The organism is Shewanella dokdonensis, from assembly GCF_018394335.1.
In the GTDB taxonomy this organism is placed as follows: domain Bacteria; phylum Pseudomonadota; class Gammaproteobacteria; order Enterobacterales; family Shewanellaceae; genus Shewanella; species Shewanella dokdonensis.
Genome location: NZ_CP074572.1, coordinates 1,863,636 through 1,889,091 on the forward strand (window position 1 = coordinate 1,863,636; position 25,456 = coordinate 1,889,091).

20 protein-coding genes, 1 tRNA gene and 3 pseudogenes are annotated in these 25,456 nt (G+C 50.1%); 17 read left to right on the forward strand and 7 right to left on the reverse strand.

Annotation, left to right across the window (positions count from 1 at the left end):
* Positions 1-18 precede the first annotated feature (18 nt).
* On the reverse strand, positions 19-1,374 hold the full coding sequence (locus KHX94_RS08980) for an MATE family efflux transporter (RefSeq protein ID WP_213683134.1): 1,356 nt from the start codon (positions 1,372-1,374) through the stop codon (positions 19-21).
* A 19-nt stretch (positions 1,375-1,393) separates the two neighbouring features.
* Here KHX94_RS08980 and KHX94_RS08985 point away from each other — a divergent pair, with 19 nt between their 5' ends.
* From KHX94_RS08985 to KHX94_RS09000, 4 genes and pseudogenes are all read left to right on the forward strand, one after another.
* Positions 1,394-2,449: a polysaccharide deacetylase family protein gene (locus tag KHX94_RS08985; RefSeq protein ID WP_213683135.1), complete on the forward strand. Its 1,056-nt coding sequence runs from the start codon at positions 1,394-1,396 to the stop codon at positions 2,447-2,449.
* A 213-nt stretch (positions 2,450-2,662) separates the two neighbouring features.
* Positions 2,663-3,390, forward strand: a pseudogene (locus tag KHX94_RS08990) (glycosyltransferase family 2 protein).
* Positions 3,371-4,075, forward strand: a complete 705-nt coding sequence (locus KHX94_RS08995) for a TVP38/TMEM64 family protein (RefSeq protein WP_213683136.1) — start codon at positions 3,371-3,373, stop codon at positions 4,073-4,075. The pseudogene KHX94_RS08990 and the gene KHX94_RS08995 overlap by 20 nt, the downstream one beginning before the upstream one ends.
* On the forward strand, positions 4,072-5,793 hold the full coding sequence (locus KHX94_RS09000; protein ID WP_213683137.1) for an ArnT family glycosyltransferase: 1,722 nt from the start codon (positions 4,072-4,074) through the stop codon (positions 5,791-5,793). The genes KHX94_RS08995 and KHX94_RS09000 overlap by 4 nt, the downstream gene beginning before the upstream one ends.
* Before the next feature lie 86 nt (positions 5,794-5,879).
* On the opposite strand, the gene KHX94_RS09005 is transcribed toward KHX94_RS09000, so the two are convergent.
* Together KHX94_RS09005 and lexA are read right to left on the reverse strand one after the other, a co-directional pair.
* The gene (locus KHX94_RS09005) at positions 5,880-6,365 is read right to left on the reverse strand and encodes a cell division inhibitor SulA (RefSeq protein WP_213683138.1); all 486 of its coding nucleotides are present in this window, start codon (positions 6,363-6,365) and stop codon (positions 5,880-5,882) included.
* Positions 6,362-6,981 (reverse strand): annotated as a pseudogene (lexA, locus tag KHX94_RS09010) (transcriptional repressor LexA). Before lexA ends, KHX94_RS09005 begins: the two are co-directional and overlap by 4 nt.
* Positions 6,982-7,132: 151 nt before the next feature.
* Here lexA and plsB point away from each other — a divergent pair.
* The 6 genes from plsB (at position 7,133) to KHX94_RS09040 (ending at position 15,947) form a co-directional block, all read left to right on the forward strand.
* The gene (plsB, locus tag KHX94_RS09015; protein WP_213683139.1) at positions 7,133-9,550 is read left to right on the forward strand and encodes a glycerol-3-phosphate 1-O-acyltransferase PlsB; all 2,418 of its coding nucleotides are present in this window, start codon (positions 7,133-7,135) and stop codon (positions 9,548-9,550) included.
* A complete protein-coding gene (gene mtr / locus KHX94_RS09020) occupies positions 9,550-10,791 on the forward strand; it encodes a tryptophan permease (RefSeq protein ID WP_213683140.1) in 1,242 nt (413 codons plus the stop codon). Before plsB ends, mtr begins: the two co-directional genes overlap by 1 nt.
* Positions 10,792-10,896: 105 nt before the next feature.
* Positions 10,897-10,970, forward strand: a tRNA-Gly gene (locus KHX94_RS09025).
* A gap of 378 nt (positions 10,971-11,348) precedes the next feature.
* Positions 11,349-13,562, forward strand: a complete 2,214-nt coding sequence (locus KHX94_RS09030) for a TonB-dependent siderophore receptor (RefSeq protein ID WP_213683141.1) — start codon at positions 11,349-11,351, stop codon at positions 13,560-13,562.
* A 9-nt stretch (positions 13,563-13,571) separates the two neighbouring features.
* Positions 13,572-14,894, forward strand: coding sequence for a PepSY-associated TM helix domain-containing protein (locus KHX94_RS09035; RefSeq protein ID WP_213683142.1), 1,323 nt, complete (start codon positions 13,572-13,574; stop codon positions 14,892-14,894).
* A gap of 276 nt (positions 14,895-15,170) precedes the next feature.
* Positions 15,171-15,947 carry a VOC family protein gene (locus tag KHX94_RS09040; protein ID WP_213683143.1) on the forward strand — a complete coding sequence of 259 codons (777 nt, stop codon included), beginning with the start codon at positions 15,171-15,173 and terminating at the stop codon, positions 15,945-15,947.
* Here KHX94_RS09040 and KHX94_RS09045 read toward each other — a convergent pair.
* The gene (locus KHX94_RS09045) at positions 15,944-16,960 is read right to left on the reverse strand and encodes a ribonuclease T2 family protein (protein ID WP_213683144.1); all 1,017 of its coding nucleotides are present in this window, start codon (positions 16,958-16,960) and stop codon (positions 15,944-15,946) included. The genes KHX94_RS09040 and KHX94_RS09045 overlap by 4 nt on opposite strands.
* A 616-nt stretch (positions 16,961-17,576) precedes the next feature.
* Between KHX94_RS09045 and greB the strand changes: the two genes are divergently transcribed.
* Both greB and KHX94_RS09055 read left to right on the forward strand, forming a co-directional pair.
* Positions 17,577-18,059, forward strand: a complete 483-nt coding sequence (gene greB / locus KHX94_RS09050; RefSeq protein WP_213683145.1) for a transcription elongation factor GreB — start codon at positions 17,577-17,579, stop codon at positions 18,057-18,059.
* A gap of 477 nt (positions 18,060-18,536) precedes the next feature.
* Complete coding sequence (locus tag KHX94_RS09055; RefSeq protein ID WP_213683146.1) at positions 18,537-19,151, forward strand: response regulator transcription factor; 615 nt, start codon at positions 18,537-18,539, stop codon at positions 19,149-19,151.
* On the opposite strand, the pseudogene KHX94_RS09060 reads toward KHX94_RS09055, so the two are convergent.
* From KHX94_RS09060 to KHX94_RS20380, 3 genes and pseudogenes are all read right to left on the reverse strand, one after another.
* Positions 19,148-19,453: pseudogene (locus tag KHX94_RS09060) on the reverse strand (response regulator transcription factor); the annotation flags it as partial. The gene KHX94_RS09055 and the pseudogene KHX94_RS09060 overlap by 4 nt on opposite strands.
* 52 nt (positions 19,454-19,505) lie before the next feature.
* Entirely contained in the window at positions 19,506-20,018 is a 513-nt protein-coding gene (locus KHX94_RS09065) for a sensor histidine kinase (protein ID WP_244859384.1), read from the reverse strand.
* Positions 19,925-20,929, reverse strand: a complete 1,005-nt coding sequence (locus KHX94_RS20380) for a nitrogen regulation protein NR(II) (protein WP_244859385.1) — start codon at positions 20,927-20,929, stop codon at positions 19,925-19,927. The genes KHX94_RS09065 and KHX94_RS20380 overlap by 94 nt, the downstream gene beginning before the upstream one ends.
* A 217-nt stretch (positions 20,930-21,146) precedes the next feature.
* Here KHX94_RS20380 and KHX94_RS09070 point away from each other — a divergent pair, with 217 nt between their 5' ends.
* From KHX94_RS09070 to KHX94_RS09085, 5 genes are all read left to right on the forward strand, one after another.
* Positions 21,147-22,634 carry a sensor histidine kinase gene (locus KHX94_RS09070; RefSeq protein WP_213683148.1) on the forward strand — a complete coding sequence of 496 codons (1,488 nt, stop codon included), beginning with the start codon at positions 21,147-21,149 and terminating at the stop codon, positions 22,632-22,634.
* A gap of 431 nt (positions 22,635-23,065) precedes the next feature.
* Positions 23,066-23,821, forward strand: coding sequence for an alpha/beta fold hydrolase (locus KHX94_RS09075; RefSeq protein WP_425314067.1), 756 nt, complete (start codon positions 23,066-23,068; stop codon positions 23,819-23,821).
* A gap of 43 nt (positions 23,822-23,864) precedes the next feature.
* On the forward strand, positions 23,865-24,275 hold the full coding sequence (gene wrbA, locus KHX94_RS09080; protein WP_342345826.1) for an NAD(P)H:quinone oxidoreductase: 411 nt from the start codon (positions 23,865-23,867) through the stop codon (positions 24,273-24,275).
* Positions 24,236-24,430: an NADPH-dependent FMN reductase family protein gene (locus tag KHX94_RS21475; protein ID WP_342345827.1), complete on the forward strand. Its 195-nt coding sequence runs from the start codon at positions 24,236-24,238 to the stop codon at positions 24,428-24,430. Before wrbA ends, KHX94_RS21475 begins: the two co-directional genes overlap by 40 nt.
* A gap of 171 nt (positions 24,431-24,601) precedes the next feature.
* Complete coding sequence (locus KHX94_RS09085) at positions 24,602-25,288, forward strand: hydrolase (protein ID WP_213683149.1); 687 nt, start codon at positions 24,602-24,604, stop codon at positions 25,286-25,288.
* Positions 25,289-25,456: the final 168 nt, after the last annotated feature.

Here is a 25,456-nt window from a genome sequence, read left to right on the forward strand (position 1 = left end):
TTATGGGGTGATGATAAGTTAATACGCTGTCGTTGTGGTTGAACTATGGATAAAGTGATGGCGGTTAAGCCAGTAATGGCCACCCAGCGTCAGGCTGCGTGCCAGCATAAAACAACTGAGCGCTGCCCATAAACCATGATTGCCGAACTGCTGTAACAACCACCATATCGGCAGAAAGCACCCCAATGTGGCAACCAGCATGCTGTTACGCATCACCGCGCCTTTGGCGGCACCTATGTATACGCCATCAAACAGGTAACAAGCAAAAGCCAACAAGGGCAGTATTGTTAACCAGGGCAAATAGTGGTCTGCGGTATCGCGGACACTGCGAATATCGGTCAGTAACCCTATCAGCTGTGGCCCGATAACGAAAAACAGTATGCAGAAACCGCCAGCCACTAATAGCGACCAGCCAAATGCGAGCGTGACTGCCGCTTGCACTTCGCTGTCGTGTCCTTTGCCGCAAGCTTGCCCGACTTCTGCTTCAGCATAATAGGCAATGCCATCTAAAGCGTAAGCAATCAGCAGCAATAGATTCAGCAGTACGGCATTGGCCGCCACTGTATCGTCGCTAATGCCGGCGCCTTTGAACGTCATGAAAGCAAAGGTGCCTTGTAAACACAAACTGCGGATGAAAATGTCGCGGTTTAGTGTTAACAGACGCATAAAGCCTTGCAGATGCAACTGCTCCAGCAGAGTGTTAAGTGCCATGGTCGGCATTTGCCGCAGCTCTTTTAGCACCACATAGAGCGCGATGGCGCAAGCCAGAATATCTGCCGCCACCGAAGCCAGCGCGGCACCCGCAACGCCCAGATCCAATCCCAGCACCAGCCATAAATCCAAGAAAATATTAGCCACATTGGCAATGATCAACTGCCACATGGCGGCTTTGGGGCGCTGTCGCCCCAGTAACCAACCCAATAACACTAAGTTGAGCAGGGCAAATGGCGCTGACCAGATACGGATCAGAAAATAACTTTTCGCATTGGCAACGACAGCAGTGCTGGCATTATTAAGATAATCTGCCAGTGCCCAGATGGGGTTTTGCAATATCAACAGCAAAATTCCCAAGGTAAGCGCCAGTAATGCCGACTGCACCAGCAGCAGTTGTTGTTGGTTGCTGTCAGCGGCACCGAATGCCTGTGCGGTCAGTCCGGTAGTGGCCATGCGGAGAAATCCCAGTAACCAGAACAGCAATGTTATAATTGTTGAGCCGAGTGCTACACCGCCGAGAAACCAGGCATCGCTCAGATGACCAATTACCGCGGTGTCCGCCAAACCTAATAAGGGGACGGTGATATTGGACAGGATCATTGGTAGTGCCAGCGCCCACAGGCGTTGGTTTTTTTGTCGATCAAACAGGCTGAAGGCCATAACTCTCCGGAGGTTGGTAATGTTGTGCGGTTTACGTGTGTTATTCACTCTGGCGTTACTGTTTACAACCCAGGGCAGTTGGGCTGCAGTTATTTTACAGTACCATCATGTTTCTGAAACTACACCTAAAGTTACCAGCGTAACGCCAGCGCAATTCAAGCAACAGATGCAATATCTGGCGGATAACAACTTCCATGTAGTGCCGTTAGCTGAGGTAGTGCAGGCCATAAAACGTGGCCAGGAACTACCTGCAAAAACTGTGGTCATTACCTTCGACGATGGTTATCGCAGCATTTTTGAAACTGCCCGGCCAATCCTTAAGTCGTTGGGGTTCCCCTATACGCTGTTTGTATCGGTAACGCCAACCGCAAAAGGTTACCGTGAAATGATGAGCTGGCAACAGTTACGGCAACTGGCGGATGAAGGGGTAACCATTGCCAATCACAGTTATGGGCATGAACACCTGATCCGCAAACTTCCTGGCGAAACAGAAGCACAATGGTTGGCGCGGATAAAACAGAATTTGCAGGACACCGAAGCTGAGTTAATGGCTAAAACTGGCCAAGATGTAAAGATGCTCGCTTATCCTTATGGCGAATATAACACTGCGTTGCAGCAATTATTGTCAGCGTTGGGATATGTGGGCTTGGGTCAGCAATCCGGTGCCGCCGGTACCTATTCATCATTGACAGCGTTACCGCGGTTCCCGGTAGCAGGGGCTTACGCCAACATGGCGTCATTGCAGGTAAAATTGCAGGCGCGCAATATGCCGGTGCTGAGTAGTACACCGACTAACCCAGAACTTAGTGATGGCAATTGGCGACCAACATTGCAGCTGACCTTGGAGATGCAGGATATCAATCCAGAGCAGTTACTGTGTTACTTGCCGGGACAAGATGCGGTAAAACCAGCATGGACGAGCAAGAACAGTTTCCAGATTCAGGCGACTAAACCGCTACCAGTGGGGCGTTCACGCTATAATTGTACGGTTCCAAGCAAACATGGCAGTGGTTATTACTGGTTTTCGCAGGCTTGGGTGCGTCCTGATGATCAGGGACAGTGGTTGCATGAGTGATTGTATTGTCGGGCTGGGATAAGGGTAACAATGCTGAGCTTGCTAACAATTATCGGAAAAATCTTATAAAACCATGGGCGTATCATGGCTTAATGCTTGCTCCGAGCCATAAAATTTAGGCATCATATGCGGATCATAATATTCCCTAATAAATGATGCTTAAGCTTATTGGCGGATGACTAGAAACCCGCGAGAAGGGTCAGGAGTAACTTTTTGATTTCAGTAGTAATACCGGCCAAAGATGAGGCTGGCAATATTGGACCACTGATGGATGAAATTTGTCAGTCTTTGCAGGGCCTGACAGAATTTGAGATCTTGGTGGTGGACGATGGCAGCAGCGATGGCACTGCACAGGAAGTGATTGACACCGCCAACAAAAATGGTTGCCTTGCTAAGGCAATTGTTCATTGTCACAGCACTGGTCAGAGTACTGCCGTGTGTACCGGCGTGCGCCATGCATCAGGCCAGTACATTGTCACGTTGGATGCGGATGGCCAGAATGATCCGGCTGATATTCCCGCCATGTTGAAACTGACGGAAAGTATCACAGCCGAGCATTTCTGTATTGCTGGCTATCGCAAGAATCGTAAAGATACCGCCTGGAAGCGTTTTCAGTCGCGCTTCGCCAATAAAGTTCGCGATGCCATGTTACATGATGGCGTACCGGATACCGGTTGCGGATTGAAGCTGTTCCCCGTGAAACCTTTTTGCGTCTGCCATATTTCAACCATATGCACCGTTACATCCCAGCGCTGGTGCGGCGTTTGGGCGGCGAAGTGTTTATTTCTGTGGTGAACCATCGCGATCGTGGTGTCGGCGTATCCAAATACACGGCATGGAACCGGATGTGGGTCGGCATTGTCGATATCCTCGGCGTCATGTGGCTCATTCGCCGTGCCAAAATTGCGGAGATTAAACGCGTTGACAGCAACCAGCCATAATGCTTTCAAACGCTTGGCGAAGGCCTGCGTCGTTGTACTCATTTTGTTGTTGCTGACTTGGGCCGTAAAAGAAGGCTGGTTTGAGCACCTTACTGACAGTAATTGGGTTGCTCACTTTGTAAAATCTCATGGCCTTTATGGCTGGGGGTTATTGTTGGTCGCCGGCGGCTTATTTACTGCGGTGGGTGGGCCAAGACAGGTGATTGCCTTTGTGTTCGGCTTTGCTATTGGTGGCTGGCAAGGTGCGTTGTATTCGACATTGGCGGCTTTGCTGGGCTGTGTTGTCAGCTTTTATGTGGCGCGGCTGACTTTCCGTAGCAGTTTGCAAAAACGTTTTGGCCGCAAGTTGCAGAAGTTTGAAGCCTTGGTTATTCGCAATACCTGGCTAAAAGTGCTGATGATCAGGTTGCTACCTGTGGGCAGTAACCTGCTAACCAATCTGTTTGCTGGTGCTACTCATGTGCCTGCGCGCGGTTTTTTGTTGGGCAGTACTATAGGTTATCTGCCACAAATGTTGATATTTGCCTATGCCGGAGCTGGGCTGGGCCTGTCTGATCATGTGCAATTGATCATCAGTATCGCACTATTCCTGATTTCCAGTATTATCGGTGCCTATCTGTACCGCAGCCGTTTGCAGCGGCAGGTGGGCGAGCTGATTTCCGAAGATGAAGAGACCGCTCAATGAATTTCCTGCTAAAACCGTTCGATTCGGATGACTATCGCCGTGTGTTCTGGGCGTTATTCTGGCTGACGCTGGTGGTGATGTTGTTAGGCGTAGGTTTCCGTTCTCCCTGGCCTGCAGATGAACCACGGTTTGTTGAAGCCGCTAGAGAGATGGTCACCAATGGACAGTGGCTGTTCCCCAGCCGCGGTGGGGAATTCTATCCCGATAAGCCGCCGGTATTCATGTGGGCGATAGCGCTGTGTTATCTGCTGCTGGGCAATCTAAAACTGGCTTTTCTGCTACCCAATGCGCTGTGTGGCTTACTCACTGTGATGCTGGTGTTTGATCTCGGGGCCAGACTGTGGAATGTGCGTACTGGGCGTAATGCCGCTTTGTTGCTGCTGTTGGTGCCGCAATTTCTAGTGCAAACCAAAAATGCGCAAATAGATGCAATGGTGATGTGCTGGATCACTGTTGGGTGTTATGGGTTAGTTCGTCATTTTATGCTGGGGCCTAACTGGCGCTGGTATTTTATCTCTTGGGCCTTTATGGGACTTGGCGTCATTACCAAGGGCGTAGGTTTTCTACCGCTGTTGATGTTGCTCCCGCTTGCAGTTTACGCTTGGCGCCAGAAACTGTATTTGCCAAGCTGGAAATGGAAGGCCGCACTTGGGCCATTGGTGATGTTGGCGGTCATCGCGGCTTGGCTGGTGCCTATGGTTTTGACGGTGTTACACAATGGCTCACCAGAGTACACCGCTTACATGAACAATATTCTGTTCAAGCAAACCGGTCATCGTTATGCCAATGCTTGGCACCACATCAAACCTTGGTACTTCTTTATTGTCAGTGTTATCCCTTGGTTGTGGTTTCCATTGCCATTTTTGGCAATTGCACACTGGAAAACATTTGTCTCACGGCTAAAGTCAGATCCGCAAATCGCTATTCTGCTGCTGTGGGTCGCGTTAGTGATCGTATTTTTCAGTATCAGTCCAGGTAAGCGTAACCTTTACATTCTGCCAGCCTTACCTATGGCGTCATTGGCGATAGCGGCTGCGTTACAGGGTGTTGGTCAGCGGCGTTGGTTTGAATGGTTAGTGACTGGCCTGATGTGGCTGGTTACCGTAGTGACATTAGTGCTTGGTGGCTTAGCGGTAGCAGAATCACCATGGTTACTGGACAAGCTTGCTGACTACACTGACAACCTGCTGAGTTTCGGATATTTCCTGCTGAGTATGGCGTTGTTGTTTGCTTTGGCATTACTGGCAACGCGTCGCTCATTTTCACTGTTGCGAGCAGGCGTTATGACCTTTATCGGGTGGCTGCTGTATGCCAGTTGGGGCTATCTGTTGCTGGATTCAGTGAGAACCCCAAAAGCCGTATTGCAGCATACTGCCGAGGTGATTGGGGCAGATGCTCAGCTTGGACTTATCCACTTCAAGGAACAGTTCATTCTATTTTCACCGCTGGATATCACCCATTTCAGTTATCTGGCGCCAGTTGCGGAGCAGGAGCGTAATGCTTGGCGATGGATGCAACAGGGGGCGCAACACTATTTGCTGGTGCCTGGTGGTGACACGTTGCAATGCTTTGATATGCGCAAAGGGCGCAATATGGGTACTGCTCACCGGGAAGATTGGTATCTGTTAGGGCCTGACGCCATGAAAGCCAGTTGCGCTGAGCCTGAGCGGGTCGAGATCTATCATACCGAACATCCTGGGCGTTGGATGACTGAATAGGTAATGTGTATAAAACAAAAACCGCAGTTTGTGCTGCGGTTTTTACTGGCTGTATGAAAAATAGCGGGTTCAGTTACTGTCTGGCGTTAGTGAATCGCCTGCAATCTGGGAAGCTGATCAGCGTTCTCAGCAACTGTGTTCGTTTCTAGCACAAAGCCCATGGCGCGTGCGCTTTTCGCCACCAGCTGCAAGCGGCGTTTATCTTTATGATCTAACTGTTCCACCCAACTGATCACCGCACTAGAGGTGCCGCTGATCAGGGCTTTCTCCATTGCCCATAAGGCTTCAACTTCATCGCGGGCACGTACCTGTAATACTCTGTCCATCCGTACTCCAGCGCGAGCTAACAACTCTTTGTAGCCGATGTGGTTTTCTGGATTAATTAGCACAATCCAGCGGCCTTGCTGACTCAGTTGCGCTAACTGTGCACTCAACTGCTGTAGTTCCTGCCGTCCATGCGTCCGTGTTGGTAAGCTGGAGATGCCAGTATGTTGCCACGGGGTGTCAGTCTGATATACGGTTTCCTGCCACAGCCCAGGATGGCTGGGGGCATTACCCATCACTATACTCATAGCCAGTCTCCATTACGGATAACGCCTACAGCGAGGCCTTCAATGGTTAGCGGTTGTAGCGTGAGGTCGACTCGAATCGGCTGGTAGTCGTCATTTTCGGGGTGTAAAAGAACAATATTCCCTTTTTTTCAAAGCGTTTTACTGTTACATCATCTTCGACACGGGCCACCACTACCTGACCATTCCGAGCATCTTGCACCTTATGTACCGCCAGCAGATCGCCTTCAAGAATACCAATGTTCTTCATACTGTCGCCCCGCACCCGTAGCAGAAAATCTGCACTTGGATGAAACATGGCTGGATCTACCTGGTAGTACTGCTCAACATGTTCCTGCGCGAGAATGGGTTCTCCTGCTGCAACTTGGCCGATTAACGGCAGGCCCAAGTCTTCTGCGCTATCTTCATCAATGGATAAACGGATACCGCGTGATGTGCCCGGCATAATTTCAATGCAGCCTTTTTTTGCTAGCGCTTTCAGATGTTCTTCGGCAGCATTCGCGCTTTTGAAGCCCAAGCGGCTGGCAATTTCAGCACGGGTTGGTGGCATGCCAGTTTCGGCAATATTGTTCTTAATCAGCTCTAGGATTTGCGCCTGTCGTGGTGTCAGCGGTCTCATGTCGATTCCTGTTTTTTCATACAGTAACTGTTAGTATATACAGTATTTTTAACAGCGCAAGTATTAACCAGTTATCAGACTGTTGGCTAAGGCTTAGTTTCTTCTGGTATTCTACAGCGTTATTGACTGAGGTTTAGATGCTATAAAAACGATGTCCAAACAAGACTCTTTCTGGCGTACATCACTGCGTTGGTTGCAGCGGCAACTGGTGCATTCAGTGGTTGTACCGCAGGATCCATTCACAGATCTGAATCTGGATCCATCCAAGCCTATGGCTTATGTGATGAAGACAGAATCGCAAAGCGATATTGCCGCATTGGCTGATGTTGCCGACAAGCTGGGGCTACCCAGCCCTTATGAGCCGATGCAACTGGCCGATGTACAAATTCCGCGAGTTGTGTGTTTGGAAGGTGCCAAGCCTCTGTTTGGTGCCCGCAAAGGCGATATGCCTTTCCTCAACAGTTTTACGTTACTGTTGAATTTGCACCAAGCCGATACATCACTGGATATTCAGTTGGTGCCGGTGAGTTTGTATTGGGGCCGAACGCCTGGCAAAGAAGACGACTCGATGCGCGCGGCCGTGTTTGAGCGTGAGAGCCCCACCTGGTTGCGCAAGTTTCTGATGATTCTGTTTTTGGGGCGCGACAACTTTGTGCAGTTTTCCAATGCCGTGTCATTGCGTTGGATGGCCGACCAGCACGGAACTGATAAAGCCATAGCCCATAAGCTGTCGCGGGTGGCCAGAGTGCATTTCAGCCGCCAGCGCAAGGTGATGACCGGGCCGGTGTTACCTAATCGGCAAGCACTCTTCGCTGACTTGTTACAGTCTGCCAATCTGACTGAAGCGATTCAGGAAGAAGCCAGCAGTAAAAAAATCTCGCAAGCGGAAGCCAGAACACAGGCCGAAGCGTATCTGGAAGAGATTGCCGCTGATTACTCGGATGGTCTGATCCGCATTTCCAAACGATTACTGACACTGTTATGGCACAAGTTGTATCGCGGTATCTCCATTCGTGGTGCCGAGCATGTGCGGCAGTTGCATCATGATGGTCACGAAATCGTCTATGTGCCGTGTCATCGTAGCCATATGGACTACTTGCTGCTGTCTTACCTGTTATATTTTGAAGGCATGGTTCCTCCGCACATCGCTGCGGGTATCAATCTGAATTTCTGGCCAGCTGGGCCATTGTTCCGCCGTGGCGGAGCGTTTTTTATTCGCCGTAGTTTTAACGGCAACAAGCTGTATACAGCGGTGTTCAAGGAATACCTGGATCAGTTGTTTGCCAAAGGCTATTCGGTGGAGTATTTCACCGAAGGCGGCCGCTCGCGCACCGGGCGTTTGCTGTCGCCTAAGACCGGTATGTTGGCGATGACGGTAAATTCGGTACTGCGTGGCATTGATCGCCCCGTCACCCTAGTGCCGGTGTATCTGGGCTATGACCACGTTATGGAAGTTGCCACCTATCTCAAAGAACTCAGTGGCCGCAAAAAGCAGAAAGAATCGGTGTGGCAAGTGCTGGGCGCGGTGCGCAAGCTGGGAAATTTTGGCCGGGTTTACGTGAACTTTGGTGAGCCGATCAATCTACAGAATTTTCTTTCTGCTGCGGCGCCAAGCTGGCGAGAAACCGTGGCGCACGATCCTGAACAGAAGCCCGTGTGGCTGACGCCTGTGGTCAATAACCTGGCAACCAGCGTAATGACCCACATTAATGATGCGGCGGCGGCAACGGCAGTCTCATTGATAAGTTTAGTCTTGCTATCGACCAAACAGCACGCGCTGGAACGGCAACAACTGGAAAAACAGTTAGATTTTTACCTGGAACTGTTACATCAAGTGCCGTACACCGATTTTTCGTCTGTGGCGGAAGGGGATGGCCGAGAACTGCTACGACAGGGGATTGAGCTCAACAAGTTTTGTCTGGATAACGATGGCTTGGGTGATATCGTCTCTATCGATGAAAAAGTCGCCATCACTATGACCTATTACCGCAATAACGTATTGCACTTGTTTGCCGTCCCCGCGTTGCTGGCTAGCTGTTTGCTCAATTTGGAGCAGTGTCAGCGTGAGCAGTTATCGGCGGTGGTTGAGAAGTTTTATGCACTGCTGCAAGCCGAACTGTTTATGGGGCAAAGAGCGTTGCCAGCCTATGTTGAACAAGTGCTGCAACGTTTTCAGCAGGCCGGTTATGTGTCTGCCGAATTGGAAGTGAGCCAGAGCGGTATTAATGCTCTAGGGCTGCTGGCGGAAACCATGAGTGAAACCTTGCAGCGTTATGCCATTATTTTTAACCTGTTATCGGCGCGGCCAGAGATTGAGCGAGGCGATCTGGAAAGTGAGAGTCATTTACTGGCCAGTCGTTTGGGGGCTTTGCACGGCATTACTGCGCCGGAATTCTATGATAAAAAATTATATGCCATTCTCAGTATCCGTCTGAAGGAACTGGGATATCTGTGCGGCTCTGACAATCAGCAGGCAATCCATCAGATGCGGGATTACATTAATCTGCTGTTGCGGCCAGAGATCCGTCAAACCATCGAAGATAGTATCCAGAGCAGACAGGAGTCTTGATGAATACACAGGATGTCAGCGCCAAAGCCCCATCACTGCTTGGCGGCGCCATGATAATTGCCGGTACCACAGTCGGTGCTGGCATGTTTTCCCTGCCGGTCGTCAGTGCCGGCATGTGGTTTGGTTATGCGGTGGTGATGTTATTGGTGGTGTGGTTCTGCATGTTAATGTCAGGATTACTACTGCTGGAAACCAATCTGCATTTTGAACCGGGTGCCAGCTTCGACACGCTGACACGCAAAACGCTAGGGCAGTTCTGGCGGGTAGTAAACGGCGCCTCAATTGCCTTTGTGCTCTACATCCTCACCTATGCTTACATCAGTGGTGGTGGCTCGATTGTTAATCACTACTTTGCCGGTGTGGGCTTGCCACAGAGTGTTGCCGCCTTGCTGTTTGCGCTGGTGCTGGCCGCCATTGTCTTTATCAGCACCAAGGCCGTTGATCGGGTTACCTCGATCATGATTGGTGGCATGATCATTACCTTTGTCTTGGCTGTCGGTCATCTATTCACTGGCGTCGACAGTGTAAAATTGTGGCAGCCCGATGGGCCACAACAGTTTGTGCCTTACCTGTGGGCCGCCATTCCCTTTGGTCTTGCCAGTTTTGGTTATCATGGCAATGTTCCTTCGTTGGTAAAATACTATGGGCACCGCCCTGCCTTAATTACCAAGGCGCTGTTTTTAGGTACTTTTGTTGCGCTAATCATCTATCTAGGGTGGCTGGTGGCAACAATGGGCAACTTATCACGCAGCAGCTTTAGCGACATCATTGCCCAAGGCGGCAATATGGGCGTGCTGGTGGGAGCATTAGGAAAAACTGCGTCATCGGGTTTGCTAGACTCCATGTTGACTCTCTTTGCCAATCTGGCGGTGGCGTCCTCTTTCCTTGGGGTAACGCTGGGATTGTTCGACTATGTCGCCGATCTGTTCGGTTTTGATGATAGCCATAGTGGCCGTATCAAAACCGCCTTAGTCACCTTTTTACCGCCTACCGTGATGGGAGTGTTGTTTCCCAATGGTTTCTTGGTGGCTATTGGTTTTGCGGCTCTCGCGGCAACTATTTGGGCGGTGATTGTCCCAGCCTTGATGGCTTATCGTTCTCGGCAGATGTTTGCAGAAGCTAAGCGTTTCCAAGTGCCTGGCGGCACCCCATTAATTGTGCTGGTAATCGCGTTCGGTGTACTCACCGCCGTGTGCCATCTGCTGGTGCTGGCTGATATTTTGCCGCAATTCCGGGGATAATTTGAGCGGTTGTTTGCAGTGGCTGCCAGAGCCACTGCAAGTCGCTTGACTTTACTTATAAAGTCAGTAATTTATGGTGCCACTGCTGCGGCAGTCACGTCTCATGCGGGTGTAGTTCAATGGTAGAACGGCAGCTTCCCAAGCTGCATACGAGGGTTCGATTCCCTTCACCCGCTCCAATCGTTCCTTTAATTCATATATTGTTCGTGATAAAAGCCAAGTGTTAGTCAAACGTTACGACAGAGAAAATTCCCTTATATAACTGAGTGTTCCGCAGAATTCATGTGAATGGTGGATTCAAACTGTGTACCCAGCGCATTCCGTAACGTAACACGGGTAAGGCTTTTACTCGTGAAGTCACGCACTGCACGAAACTTGCCCCTATCCATTTTTTGTCGGTTGCACATGCTCCATAGTGTTGCTGCACTTATGCAACATAGCCCTTTTACAAGCGCAGTTTACGTTAGTTTACTATTTGAATGAGAATAATTACTATTAGCTATATAATTATATGCTTAATCATTTAGCTCTCATCATTCAAAAGGAACATGTTGTCAATGTGTAAATATGCTTTTGCAGCAAAAGTGTTAGTGTTTGCTTGTATGTTCACCGGTTTAGGTTATGCCGCTGAAGCCACGCCAACGGTTGCAGCTAAATCGATTGAACGTCTAAAGGTGATAGGAACTAACCCCCATCGTTATCAGACCTCCAGCGGTGATAGTTTATTTGGTCAAGAGCTGGATTATTTAGAGATGCCTCGGGTCATCGATGTCTTACCAGAACAACTGCTACTCGACCAAAAGGTCACAGAACTTGAAGATGCACTACGCAACGTACCGGGCGTCAGTCTGTCAGATGGCTTTGGCGGCAGTAATAATGACTATCTTATTCGCGGTTTTCGCCGTAACACCATCTACCGTGATGGCCTACGCATCGCTTCAAATTTTCGAGTTAATACCAGCAACCTAGAAAGTATTCGCGTGATCAAAGGCCCGGCTTCCATTACTTATGGTCAAGTCGAACCCGGTGGCTTAGTTGATGTCATTACCAAAAAACCGCTTAATGAACGACGACTCTATACTGAAGCGCGCGCAGGTTCTTGGGATAACTATATGTTCCAAGGTGACTTCTCTACTCCGCTTGGTGATAGCGCCGCTGTGCGCGCTAATGTGTCGTTGCAAGACTCAGGGTATTTTCGCAATGACTTTGATATCAAACGCAATGTGATTGCTTTAACTGGCCGTTATGATCTTTCCAATAGCACCCGTTTGAGTGCATCGTATGAATATCGCGACGAGTTCCGTTCCTTTGACCGTGGCACCATGACAGTGCCGACGGCTAATGGGCGCGAAATTGTCAACCGTTTGCTGGATATTCCCCGTTCACGCCGCTTTGGTGATGAAGCGGAAGAGATAGACACGCGTTTTGAATTTAGCACTGTGGGCGTTAACCACCTGTTTGCCAACGGTTGGCAACTGGATATGCGTGCCGCGTGGGAAAACTCTTATTCCAACGATCTGCAATCACGCCCTGTGGCGGAAGTGATCACCGATGCATCCGCACCAATCGTCAACGGTTACATTACAGCCCCTGACTTTAACGACCATGTTAAAGCTGTTTACGCAGCGGGTGACCGCATCTTTTTAGCTCGTCGGACGGATGGTAACCGTGAGCAAAAAGAGCGAGTGGATTACCAGCAACTGCGAGTTACAGGGGACTGGCAGTTAGCCGGCATGGTTCACCGCTTGGCCTTTGGTGCTGATCGTCGTAATTACCATAGCGCCCGCTACTTTATCGCTACCCCTATTACCATGGGCACGCCAGCGACAGGTGCGCTGTTTGATATCGCTAATCCGGTGTATGGCATGTTACCGACCGCGTTATCAACGGAAGGGGCTGAACGCCTGCATGATGCCACGGAAGATTACGGCTTTTTTGCTAATGATTATCTTGAACTGACTGAGCAACTGAGCGTGCTGGTTGGTGGCCGCTGGGACTTTTCTGATGTAGACGGTAATGGCCCAGCAGACACAGTTAACGAGTTTTCGCCGCAGGTGGCATTGAATTATCGGATGCTGGACAACCTGTCGACTTTTATCAGCTACTCCGAAGCTTTCTCACCCAATACTACGTTTAAGTTGGAGGCTAATGGCCAAAGCTCTGACACTGAGCTATTTCCGCCAGAAAACTCCAAGCAGTATGAAGTGGGTGCCAAAGGCCAATTCTTTGAAGGCAAACTCAACAGCAGTTTGGCGTTGTACAAGATTGAGAAAAACAACGTACTTACACAAGTGGATAATGAATATCAGCTGGTTAAAGGCCAACAGTCACAAGGGGTGGAGCTCAACATCAACGGCCAACCGTTACCTGGGTGGACAGTAATGGCGGGTTACGCCTACACAGATGCGGAGATCAGCACCGACAATAACGCCGGTAATCGCCCGCGTAATGTCGCCAAACACACGGCGAGCTTGTGGACGAGTTATGAGTTTCATGACGGAACATGGCAAGGTGTTGGTGCCGGAGTCGGTGCCTTTTATATGGGCGACCGCTTCGGTGATGACCGCAATAGTTGGCGTTTAGGGAGCTACACCACAGTGGATCTATCGCTATGGTACACCCTGCCAACGGCTTATGACGGCAATATTCGTCTGCAGCTTTCGGCGAAGAATCTGTTTGATGAAGAGTACTACAGCGCCAGCGGTGGTGACTTACGCGTCAGTGTCGGTTCGCCACGTAGCCTGTTTGCTTCGGTTTCGGCCACCTTCTAAGGAGCTGTTATGCAGTGGCCATCGAAAAAACAATGGCTGGCATGGCACACCTTTATTGGGGTGCTCTCCGGCATGATGCTATTTATCATCTGCTGGAGTGGCACCTTTGCCACTGTGTCCCATGAACTGGATTGGTTAACCAATCCAGCATGGCGTAGTGATGCCAGCAGTATTAGCCATCAGCAGTTAGTCGATGCTTATCGGCAGGTGCAAAACGTTATGCCTGAGGTAGAGATCCGGCAAATTGAAACTGCAAACTCGGCAGGTTACGCCATCAGTGTGATGATCAAACCGCCACATAAAGCGCCCGAGTATGTGTTGGTCGATCCGCAAACGATGAGCATCAATGGTAGTTATTCGGCACTGACCATTGCGCGATTTTTTCGTGACTTTCACATGGTGTTGTTTAATCCGCTCGGCATCGGCAAATATCTTGTGTGTGTATTTGCCTTGCTGCTGTTGACTTCGATTGTCACAGGTTTGCTGTTTTATAAACGCTGGTGGCAAAAGTTCTGGGCGCTACCAACCGGTAATAGCGCGCGCGCTAAGTGGAGTAGTTGGCACCGTTGGCTAGGTGTGTGGTCGCTATGGTTTAGCTTGCTGATCGGCGTGACCGGTAGTTGGTATCTGTTTGAACAGTCGCGGTTCAATTTTTTTGATGGTTTGTTTTCCTATACCGATAGCGTCCAAGGCGCCGAGCGACCATTGCCGCAACTCACTGCCAACAACACGTCCATTTCGCCAGCGCAGTTGGCTGACGCTATCAGCATGGCTGAGCAGGCTATCCCCGAATTAACCATTCATCAAATCAGTCTAAATCGTGGCGGATACCTGTTTATTGCCGGGCAGACCTCGGCCTTGCTTGTGCGTCACCGTGCCAACAAGGTGTATATCGACCCGACAACCATGCAACTGAGCTACCACCAAACGGCTGATGAGCTGAGTCCATATTGGCGTTGGTCCAACATGGCAGACCCGCTGCACTTTGGCAGTTTCGGCGGGCTTTATAGCAAGTTGATTTGGTTTGTGTTTGGTTTGGCCTTGAGTGTGATGGCGTTTAGCGGCACTTGGATGTATGTCAAACGGCTAGCAGCCAAAGCTTCGTCTAGCCGAGTGATCAGCTTGCGATTCGCCGTCTATTTGAGCTGGTTATGTCTCGCCGCGGCGCTAGTGATAGCGGGTATGCACATTATGGCACTTGGCAAAGGGCCTGATGGCTGGCATTGGCCACCGATGGCATTAGGTTCTGCCTTGTTTTTACTGGGCTGGAGTGGCATCACCATAATCGGTTGTGTTGTGGGCGGCAGGGTATTACTGAGCAGTAGTCAATAATGGTTACCGTTGTGGCGATAGCTAATAGCTAAAGCGCTGCCAGTCCTAGGTTACTCTTCTGCCACGGCATGACAAAATTTACCTTAAGAATTAAGGTGTTTAATCCATTTTTATCAATTCTATGTCGTTATGTACAACACGTATTACGGCACTATGGTGCCGCTGTTGACCCCAGCTCCTTAAGTTTCTGTGAGTGCTAATTTATCAATCCGTCACTGCACGGCTGCTATCTTCTGCTTTAATAAAAGTTCGGCAGCGATAACCAGGATGGCAGCAATGAAGATGACACATTATCAACACGGACAACCTTGCTGGAGTGAACTGGCCAGCAGTGATAGCGAGCAGGCGAAGCAGTTTTACCAGCATTTATTTGGTTGGGATTATCTGGACATGCCACTGCCGGAAGGATGTTATTCCATGAGCCGCTTGCAGGGGGATGATATTGGCGCTATTTATCCACTACAACCGCAGCAACGGCATTTGCCCAGTCACTGGACCTGTTATTTTGCAGTCGCCGATGTGGACGCCACGGTTGATGCGGTGCAAGCGGCGGGTGGACAGTTACTGATGGGGCCGCACGATGTTGCTGATGCGGGGCGAATGGCGCTGTTTGCCGACCCAGAAGGCGCCAGCTTTGCGGTCTGGCAGGCGGGAGCCCATCCAGGCGCCAAACGGTTTGATGAAGTTAACTGTCTATGTTGGGTTGAGCTGGCATGTCGTAGTGCTAAATCCGCTCGGGACTTTTATCCACAAATCTTTGGCTGGCAGGTGCGGATCAGCAGTAATCCTGACTTTGATTACACCGAATGGCAGTTGGCCGATGTCAGTCTTGGCGGCATGATGCAGATGGATGAACAGTGGGGCGATACTCCGCCGCACTGGATGCTGTATTTTGCGGTGGAGGACTGTGATGCGACGGCAGCACAGGCAGTAGCGCTGGGAGGCGACATTTGTGTGCCTCCCACGGATATTCCGGATGTCGGGCGCTTTGCCATCCTGAAAGACTGTACTGGTGCGGTATTTTCAATTATCCGCTTGTCACCAGTGCTCTAAGGTCGGTCAATCCGGAATTTACGGCCACAATTGCCTGGACGTACGGTCGCGGCTTGTTGCAGTAGCTGCGTTAGCGTTGCGTCATCGGCAATGGTGGCTGGCAGTGAAATACGGATTTCAGTCAGCATCTCTTTATCGCATTTCAGTGTCAGTTTATGTTCGCTACCTTCACCAAAGGCCTGTTTCCAGGCATGCAGAAAATCCTGCTTTTTCACGGTCCCGCCGAGATGGGCATTGATAAATCCCAATAGCGGCGATGCCTCGTTAACCTGTCCGGCCAGACGGGTGGCTAATTGATAGTAGTTGTCTGGTTGGGCATCACGACAACTGCCATGTTTCCACCATTCATGACGCTCTAAGCAACTGCCAAAGGCATAGCTTGGCATCAGTTGTTTCAGGGCTGAGGCGGTTTGTTCAGTCAACTGTAACGCCGGATAATCACAGAAGTTACGCGGCTGCTGTTTCACATCGCCACAATAGCCGTAATTGCCACCACAGCTGCTTTTGTTGGGCCATAGACCGTGCAGGGTAAAATGTCCTGCGGCATAACTTTTACGATTAAGCGCCTTGCACTCGGGTTTGGCACTGCCACGCAGTTCACAAAAGGCGCTTTGCCATGAGAGTGCTAGCACCTGACTATCGAAACTCTGTTGCAGGTTACAGCTGTTGGCGGTAGTAACCGTTGCCTGTACGGGGGCTGTGAGATGACCACACTCTGCCGCAATCCAGCGTAGCGGTGCTTGCGGCGCAGTGGTGGTGACCCTGAACCAGTGGGGGTTGGGTGTGCCCAAAACCTCTTTAATTACAAACGCCTGCCCAGGAGTACTATGCAGGTTATCTGGGTTGGTGTGTTTATTTTTGGATTGGTATAACGGACAGGAGCGGTCGGCCACAAAGGTCCCATCATCGACAGGGGCCGCCAGACTGCTATAGCTGATAGCAAATAGCAGGGTAATTCCTAATATTGTTTTAACTGTGCCACTCAGATTAAAACGATACTCAGTGCTTGGCATTCGTGAAATCCTGATTTCAAGTAACTGATAAAGCCAATTAATATTTTGATTTCCCTTAAATTTATAGCTCCGTAAACAGCGGGCACTGATTTTACGGTAACAGATATTTTGCTTGTTTGGGCATGGGGTGCAACCTTGGCGTGTTGCTATCGCTCAGCGGGGTGCACTGTAATTACGGCATTACTCCTGTTAGCTAATTGTTTGATAATAAATATATTTTTAGTGTTTCTCTGTCAATGTGGCCGGTGTCTGCTCGCTTATCTTGTTGCCCACCTGTGTCGCCATCAGCGTTTTCCGGTACGACTCAGCCACTAAAAAGCTTATGCTCGGCGTCTTTATTTAGCGGGAGGCTTAGTCAGAAAATACAGCCGCTGATCATTATTCGCTTCTCGTGCGGGTGCAACAAGTAAAATGCTACTAAAAATTCATCATCAACGGTAAACAGACGGCTCTTGAATGTGTGGTGGCTGAGGCTTATGTTTACGCTGCTAAGCTTTGGAACAAGGCTAAAATGGCAGTATATTACGGCAGCATAATCGGGCAGTGTTGGGCGCGATGGCGAGACCGGATGCACTGAAACACATATTGCAGTTACAACGTTGCGCTAGGATTCGAGTTGAGAACAAATCTTATAACACCGGAAGGCTTTGCAGCCTTAACCAAAGAGCTTGACCATTTGTGGCGAGAATATCGGCCAGAAATCACCCAAAAAGTGGCGTGGGCGGCTAGCCTAGGTGACCGTTCTGAAAATGCCGATTATAAAGAAAACAAGCGGTTACTTCGCAGTATCGACTCTAGAATTCGTTTTTTACGCAAGAGATTAGAAGCGCTTAAGGTTGTTGAATATTCACCGGTTCAGGAAGGCCGTGTGTTCTTTGGTGCCTGGGTCGAAGTTGAAAATGAACAGGGTGACATTAAGACATTCCGCATTGTGGGCCCCGATGAAATTTATGCGCGTAAAGACTACATTTCAATTGATGCGCCCATGGCGCGAGCGCTAATCAAAAAAGAAGTTGATGACGAAGCGTCGGTGAAGACCCCCGATGGTGACAGAGTCTGGTTTATCAACAATATTCGCTATCAAAAACATCCAGAGTAGAACAAGCATGGGGTCAGCGTTTGTGCGGTGAACCCCGTGTTCGGTCATTCATGCCATGCGTGTTTGTCGCAACCGCGCCGCTAGAAAACCCGCGGCAATTCACCACCTCAGCTAAGTATAAGCACAGACTTCTACCAGCCGATTATGTACTTGGCGGGTTGCTAATATAGTGGCATACTGCTGCCTCACGGCTCAAAATGTTATGGTTTTGTAACCTGATTTCCAATAAAACTGTGATGCCACATAAGCTTGGATATCTGCGTTTGGGATACCTGAGTTAGCGCAACTAAGGCATGGCAACCGTTTGGAAGCAGCGTTAGCAACACAAGTGCTAAACTTGTGGTCAGCGACTATTGACAGCAAAACATAACCGCAAGGAACACCGCAAGATGCTAGAAATTTTAGCAGCAAAACGGCAGGCAACTTCACGCCAATGGGCCATTGGCGCTGACAGCAAGTTATGCTTGAGGTGAACCCATGGCGCAATCATTGATCCACATTATTGATGACGACCCGGCGGTACGCAATGCTCTGCAGAACCTGTTCCGTTCTGTCAGCCTAGATTCAGTCAGTTATGCTCTCTGCACCGATTTTCTGGACGCACCTAAACCGAATCTCCCCGGGTGTTTACTCCTGGATGTCAGACTCCCAGGGATGAGCGGGCTTGAATTCCAATCGCAGCTAGCGCGGTTGGGGGTTTATATGCCGGTTATCATGATCACTGGCTACGGCGATATTCCCATGACGGTACGCGCCATGAAGGCCGGAGCCATCGACTTTTTGTCCAAACCGTTTCGCGATCAGGATTTGCTGGATGCGGTGAACACCGCCATTGAGCAGGATATTGCACGCCGAAAGGACGCGGAGAGTTATGCCGAGCTGACTAAGTGCTACCAAAGCCTGACCGAGCGCGAACGCCAAGTGATGGCGCTGGTGACGTCCGGTTATCTGAATAAACAATCGGCGTCAGAACTCGGGATTAGTGAAATAACGATAAAACTTCATCGTGCTTCGCTGATGCGCAAGATGAATGCTAAGACACTGGCCGAGTTAGTAAAAATGTCAGAAAAACTCGCGGCTAAGGACGATTAAGCGCTGAGCGCTTTCTCAATCCAATAGAGCAGTTCTGTTGCCTTGAATGGCTTTGATAAAAAGCAAATTGCACCGGCATCAAGTGCGCGCTTACGTAACGCATCTTCAGGAAACGCCGTCATAAACATTAACGGCAGCGCCGGGGCGCGGGTTTTCAGTATCGATTGCAAATCCAAGCCACTCATGCCCAGCATCTGTATGTCGGTCAATACAACATCCGGCTTGGGCGCTACAGTTTCCTGCAAGAATGCCTCGGCACTGGCATACAGTTGTACCTCAAAGCCAGCAGAGCGCAGCAGGCTGGAGACTCCCCGCGGATTGCGAGATCGTCATCGATAATCGCAATGAGTTTACTCATATGTGGTCACTTATTACTTGGCTAGAAGGAAAAACCAGCTCGAACCTTGTGCCTGCGCCAAGCGTACTGCTGACATTTATGCGTCCCCCGTGGGCTTCGGCGCAAGCTTGGGAGATCGCTAGCCCCATGCCCATGCCATCGTTTTTAGTGGAATAAAAGGGATCAAATATCTGCTGGATGGCGGCACTTTCTATCCCGGGGCCAGAATCTTCGACCGTAATGGTTACCCCGCCGTCCTTGTGTGTCGTCTTCACTTGCAGGTGGCGGTTGTGGCTAGAATCACTCATGGCCTGGATGGCATTGATACATAAGTTCACCACCGCTTGCTGGATCTGGACTGGATCACATTGGATTTTTAAATTCGGCGCAAGCTCCACCGAGATCTCAACCTTATGGCGGGCGGCTTCTGTTTCAATCAGTTGTAGGGTGTCTCTGACCAGTTGCTTAAGATCAATCTCTGCACGTTTTTCGGCACCCCGGGTGAAATAGGATTTTGTATGACTGACCACCGCTTGGGTGCGCTCAATGGCTTCCAGCGCTGCTCCGGCCGCGGTACAGGCTTCCGCGACATCGGGTGGATCTTTTTGAGCCAGCGTAAACATGCGGCCGCGTTGATACTGACGGCCGCCAGTGGCGAGTTGATTTCGTGGGCAATGCTCGCGGTCAACGCTCCGGCGGTTATCAAACGTTGCGCTTTTATCAGCTCTTCCCGGGCTTCTGCTAGTTTCTGTGAGTCACGTTTATACTCGGTTATCTCAAGTACGCTCAGCATGATCTCACTGAAACCTTGTTTATCTTTAGGTAAGGCGGCGGTGACAAAGCAATCAATGTATTCACCATCCGGTTTCTGTATTCGGCTTTCACCAACATAGACACTCTTGCCCGCACAGATGGCGTTAAGCCAGCGATGAAATGAGGCAAAACTTCCAGGGAGCACGACAGGTAAACTGCCCATTAACGCGACAGGTGTGTGGGCTTGCATGAGGCAACAGCCATGGGAGTTGACATCGGTCACGAGTATTTTGGCGTGCAGCTCGTGTGCCTCTTTAGGATGATCGGCATACCAACCGACAATATCTTCTACACCTTGCTGACGCAGCGATTCAATGGCATCGGCCACGGCTGACCAATCTTCTTGCCATATGGAAATGCCTGCTCTGCCAAACATATCTTGATAACGGCGTTGCATCACCGCGAGGTCACAGCGCATTTGCCGGTCGATGTGGATAACCCGGGCAGTAAAAGCGAGTAATACACCTAGACCCAGCACGAAGAGGATCAGGGCGGTGAGATAGCCATCTTTCAATAACAACCACACCGAGACGGCGGCTAATGCCGGCAATAAGAGAGCGACAGTACAAATCTCCCAGAAATACTCGGAACAAAATGTCGCGCGTTGTTGATATTTGTCTGACTGCATGACTCTTTGGCCCCTGAGCGTGTTCAACATAAATATTGTTGTCTATTCTGTTTGCATTCGCAGTCGCTAATTCTACTTTTTAGATGCGCCAGTCCGTGTACTAGAACAATGCTATGGTGATTATGGGTTAAGCAGAGACAAACCCACAACTATACAATGGTTTAGTTATCTGACCGGAGTTAAAGGCATACTCTTATGCTGAATATTGGTAATGCACATGGGACATAGAACGATGCGCCAACCACACACTTTATGGCCAATCGAGAACGAGTTTAACGAGCGTAAGGTCAATGATGCTGGACTGCCCATGTGGGCGGTGACTGACGATAAAGCTGCCCCAGTGAATTACACGCCTTGGTGGTTGTTATTGGGGTTAGCGCTGTTGCTGCCAATGATAGCGGGCATGGCGCTAATCCCCTCTTCCCGTCTGAATATGTTGCTCGCCATTTTGGCCGTGGTTGATATCGTGGCCATCGCGGTGTTTTATTTACGCTATGTGGGGCGCTTACAAGAAAAACTTGCCTGCTCTGAGCGGTGGAATGAAACCGTGTTTGAACGCAATGATATTCCGCTGTGGCGAGAGGACTGGTCGGCAGCAAGAGACGCAGTATTACAGCTCTTAAATGCCGGGGAACGCGATATCCACGCCTATTTCTCTTCCCATCCCGCCGAGTTACGCCAACTCCGCAGTAAAGTGCTCATCAAGGATGTCAACCAAGCAGCAATGAACCGTGCAGGGGTCACTAATAAGCAAGCGCTACTCGGTTCTTTGGAGGCGCTGCTGCCCGACACCGACGAAACCTTTCTACAATGGTTAGTGGCTTTTGCCGTTGGCGACACCATTTATCGTTCGGAAACACACATCACGCTGGCGGGAGATAAAACGCGCGATACCTTGTTCTCTGCTGCCTTACCACGGAATAAAAGAGATTTTGCTAATATTCTTGTGACGGATCTGGATATTACCGCTTACAAAGCGGCACAGGCGCGGGCGGCGCACGCTGAGGCTGAAATCGCACGAGCGACCAGAATGACCATGATGGGCGCCTTGTCTGCCTCGATCGCTCACGAAGTTAACTCGCCGCTAGCGGCCATTCTGGTCAGTTCTGAAGCGGCACTACTCTGGTTGCAACGCGATCCCCCGTTCATTGAAGAAGCTATCACCGCCATGCAAACCGTCAACCAGCAGGCTTGCCGGGCGCAAAAAGTGATTGATAAAACCCGCGCCTACTTGAATAACGCGCCAGCCACTGTTTCTGAACATGCGGTTGATAAGCTGGTCTACGATGCTATCCAGTTGATTAAGCGGGAATTGCGAGCGTTAAAGGCGTCAGTTCTGGTGAATTTACCTGGAGATTTGCCCTCGGTGTTGGCTGACGCCGTCAATATTCAACAGGTATTGGTGAATCTGATACTCAACGCCGCGCAGGCAATGGAAGGTAAGACAGGCCCCAGAGACATTACCATTACTGCCGCCGTTGAAGGTTCGATGATGCATGTGACTGTCAGTGATTCAGGATCAGGTATCGATGAGGATAAGCTGTTGGCGATTTTCGAGCCGTTTTATTCCACCAAACATGATGGCATGGGCATGGGGTTGGCGATTTGCCGCACATGTATTGGTGCTCATGGCGGGCATTTGTGGGTCACCAATAACACGCTTTCCGGGGCTCAGTTTCACTTCACTTTACCCATAGCCCAATAGCCTTTTGCTGCTGGCATTGGTCAGAAAATCTTTCATTTCCCCTCTATTCTTTCGCCCTCTGTATAGCGTCAACCATACCAAGGTTTAGTTCATTTCAACGTATGTGTGATTGAACTACTGCGCCATGAACTAGATGCTATTACACAGCGTTTGGTAAAGCGTTGGCGCCACTTCCAGCGCTATTTCTCTTTCTCAACAAGGAATAGAACCATGTCCAAGCAACGCCAGGGAGCAGTTGTCACTCAACATCGGCGAGAGTTTTTAAAAATAGGATTTGTGTTGGCAGGAACCGCTGTCTTTGCCCCATCTCTGCTCGCTGGAACTAGCAAACAAGGAACCGTAACCATGACTGCAAATAACCAAACCATTACCACTGAAGATGGCGTTGAAATATTTTACAAGGATTGGGGGCAAAAGATGCCCAGCCTATCGTGTTCCATCATGGCTGGCCGCTCACCGCTGATGAGTGGGATAGCCAGATGCTTTATTTTTTGCACAAAGGTTATCGGGTCATTGCCCATGATCGGCGCGGACATGGCCGTTCCACACAAACCGCCACTGGCAATGATATGGATACCTATGCCGCAGATGTGGCTGCACTGACCGACCATCTTAATCTGAAAAATGCCATTCACATCGGTCACTCGACCGGTGGTGGCGAAGTTGCACGCTATGTTGCCCGGGCCAAAGCAGGCCGAGTTGCCAAAGCGGTGCTGATTGGTGCCGTACCGCCCATCATGTTGAAAACCGCAAAGAACCCCGGTGGTTTACCGATGGACGTCTTTGATGGCTTCCGTACTGCGCTGGCCGCTAACCGTGCACAGTTTTTCCTTGATATACCAAGTGGGCCTTTCTATGGCTTCAATCGCCCCGGTGCCAAGGTTGATCAAGGTGTGATCTGGAACTGGTGGCGTCAGGGCATGATGGGGGGCACAAAGGCTCACTATGATTGCATCAAGGCGTTTAGCGAAACGGATTTTACCGAAGATCTTAAAGCGATCACTGTGCCCACTCTGGTTATGCATGGTGATGATGATCAGGTGGTTCCCTATACAGATTCGGCATTGCTATCTGTGAAGTTGTTGCCGCACGGCACCCTTAAAATCTACAACGGCTTCAGCCATGGGATGTGTACCACCCACCCAGACGTGATTAACCCTGACCTGCTCGAATTCTGCATGAGCTGATCTAATTAATTATTAAATTAATCAATATGCTAGGAGCTTAATCATGAGCAAGGTTCTCATCCTTTACTATTCCACCTATGGTCATATCGAAACTATGGCCTATTCCGTTGCCGAAGGTGCCCGGGCTGCTGGCGCAGAGGTTACCGTCAAACGTGTACCTGAGACCGCCCCTGAAGCGATTGCCAAGTCTGCCCATTTTAAGCTCGACCAATCCGCGCCCATTGCCACCGTTGCTGAGTTGCCAAATTACGACGCCATCATTATTGGCTGTCCGACTCGCTTTGGGCGGATGCCGTCGCAAATGAGCAGTTTTCTCGATCAGGCGGGCGGTCTTTGGGCAAAAGGCGCCCTCAACGGCAAAGTGGGGGCGCATTTACCTCAACGGCCACACAGCATGGCGGGCAGGAAGTCACGTTGTTTTCCATCATTACCAATCTGCTGCATTTCGGCATGATTATCGTCGGACTTCCTTACAGTTTTCAGGGACAGATGACACTCAATGAGATTGCTGGTGGCAGCCCCTACGGCGCCACCACGATAGCGGGGGACAGGGAGAACGTTACCCCAGCACACTGGATCTGGATGGGGCGCATTTTCAAGGTGAACTGATAGCGCAAACCGCCCAGAAACTGTGTGGGTGATTAGCGGTATGTCTTGCCCAAGCGAGGTTATCACCAGGATTGTCGGCTTTTTAGATATCCCAACTAGCTCAACAACATAAGCTTTTTGCCAAATATCGGCAGCTCAACATCAACCCTTACTTAGTTTAGGAGCACAGCAATGGAAAATTCAAAACTCGAGTTATTAACCCCAGCAAACTGCCAAGTAATTTTTATTGATCACCAACCGCAAATGGCGTTTGGCGTGCAGTCTATTGACCGTCAAGTCCTTAAAAATAACACGGTTGGTTTGGCGAAGGCGGCGAAGATATTCCAAATTCCCACCACGATTACCACGGTAGAGACCAGTTCGTTTTCAGGACATACCTACCCCGAACTGCTGGATGTTTTTCCCGATGCCAAGTTGTTAGAGCGCTCGTCGATGAATTCATGGGATGACCAGAAAGTGCGTGATGCTCTTGCTGCCAATGGCAAGAAAAAGGTTGTGGTGTCAGGTCTTTGGACGGAAGTCTGCAATAACAGCTTTGCGTTATGCGCCATGCTTGAGGGCGGCTATGAAATTTACATGGTTGCCGATGCCTCTGGTGGTACTTCAGTTGCGGCGCATGATTATGCCATGCAGCGCATGATCCAGGCCGGGGTGATCCCGGTGACCTGGCAGCAGGTATTGCTCGAATGGCAACGGGACTGGGCCCACCGTGATACCTACGATGCAGTGATGGCTTTGGTGAAAGAACATTCCGGTGCTTATGGCATGGGGGTCGATTATGCCTACACCATGGTTCATGGCGCGCCAGAACGCACCCAAACTCAGCATGAAATATTGCCTGCCGTACCGGCCAAATAAGCGGTAGTTGGGGCCTGTTGTGGCCCCGTTTTAACGATGACTTCTTGCGATATCAATCAAGGATAGTGCTATGAATACACCTGATTTGATCCTCGACAACGGCAAAATCACCACATTACTGCGTTCCCAACCCACGGTTGCGGCTATCGCCATCAAAGATGGCAAAAT

Excerpts from the sequence above, each read along its gene's own strand:
- KHX94_RS20380 (WP_244859385.1), bottom strand. The coding sequence starts at position 20,929 with ATGCAGTCAGACAAATATCAACAACGCGCGACATTTTGTTCCGAGTAT.
- KHX94_RS09055 (WP_213683146.1), top strand. The coding sequence starts at position 18,537 with ATGGCGCAATCATTGATCCACATTATTGATGACGACCCGGCGGTACGC.
- KHX94_RS09070 (WP_213683148.1), top strand. The coding sequence starts at position 21,147 with ATGGGACATAGAACGATGCGCCAACCACACACTTTATGGCCAATCGAG.
- KHX94_RS09040 (WP_213683143.1), top strand. The coding sequence starts at position 15,171 with ATGAAGATGACACATTATCAACACGGACAACCTTGCTGGAGTGAACTG.
- KHX94_RS09035 (WP_213683142.1), top strand. The coding sequence starts at position 13,572 with ATGCAGTGGCCATCGAAAAAACAATGGCTGGCATGGCACACCTTTATT.
- KHX94_RS09085 (WP_213683149.1), top strand. The coding sequence starts at position 24,602 with ATGGAAAATTCAAAACTCGAGTTATTAACCCCAGCAAACTGCCAAGTA.
- wrbA (WP_342345826.1), top strand. The coding sequence starts at position 23,865 with ATGAGCAAGGTTCTCATCCTTTACTATTCCACCTATGGTCATATCGAA.
- KHX94_RS09030 (WP_213683141.1), top strand. The coding sequence starts at position 11,349 with ATGTGTAAATATGCTTTTGCAGCAAAAGTGTTAGTGTTTGCTTGTATG.
- KHX94_RS08985 (WP_213683135.1), top strand. The coding sequence starts at position 1,394 with ATGTTGTGCGGTTTACGTGTGTTATTCACTCTGGCGTTACTGTTTACA.
- KHX94_RS09000 (WP_213683137.1), top strand. The coding sequence starts at position 4,072 with ATGAATTTCCTGCTAAAACCGTTCGATTCGGATGACTATCGCCGTGTG.
- mtr (WP_213683140.1), top strand. The coding sequence starts at position 9,550 with ATGAATACACAGGATGTCAGCGCCAAAGCCCCATCACTGCTTGGCGGC.
- KHX94_RS09005 (WP_213683138.1), bottom strand. The coding sequence starts at position 6,365 with ATGAGTATAGTGATGGGTAATGCCCCCAGCCATCCTGGGCTGTGGCAG.
- KHX94_RS08980 (WP_213683134.1), bottom strand. The coding sequence starts at position 1,374 with ATGGCCTTCAGCCTGTTTGATCGACAAAAAAACCAACGCCTGTGGGCG.
- plsB (WP_213683139.1), top strand. The coding sequence starts at position 7,133 with ATGTCCAAACAAGACTCTTTCTGGCGTACATCACTGCGTTGGTTGCAG.
- KHX94_RS09045 (WP_213683144.1), bottom strand. The coding sequence starts at position 16,960 with ATGCCAAGCACTGAGTATCGTTTTAATCTGAGTGGCACAGTTAAAACA.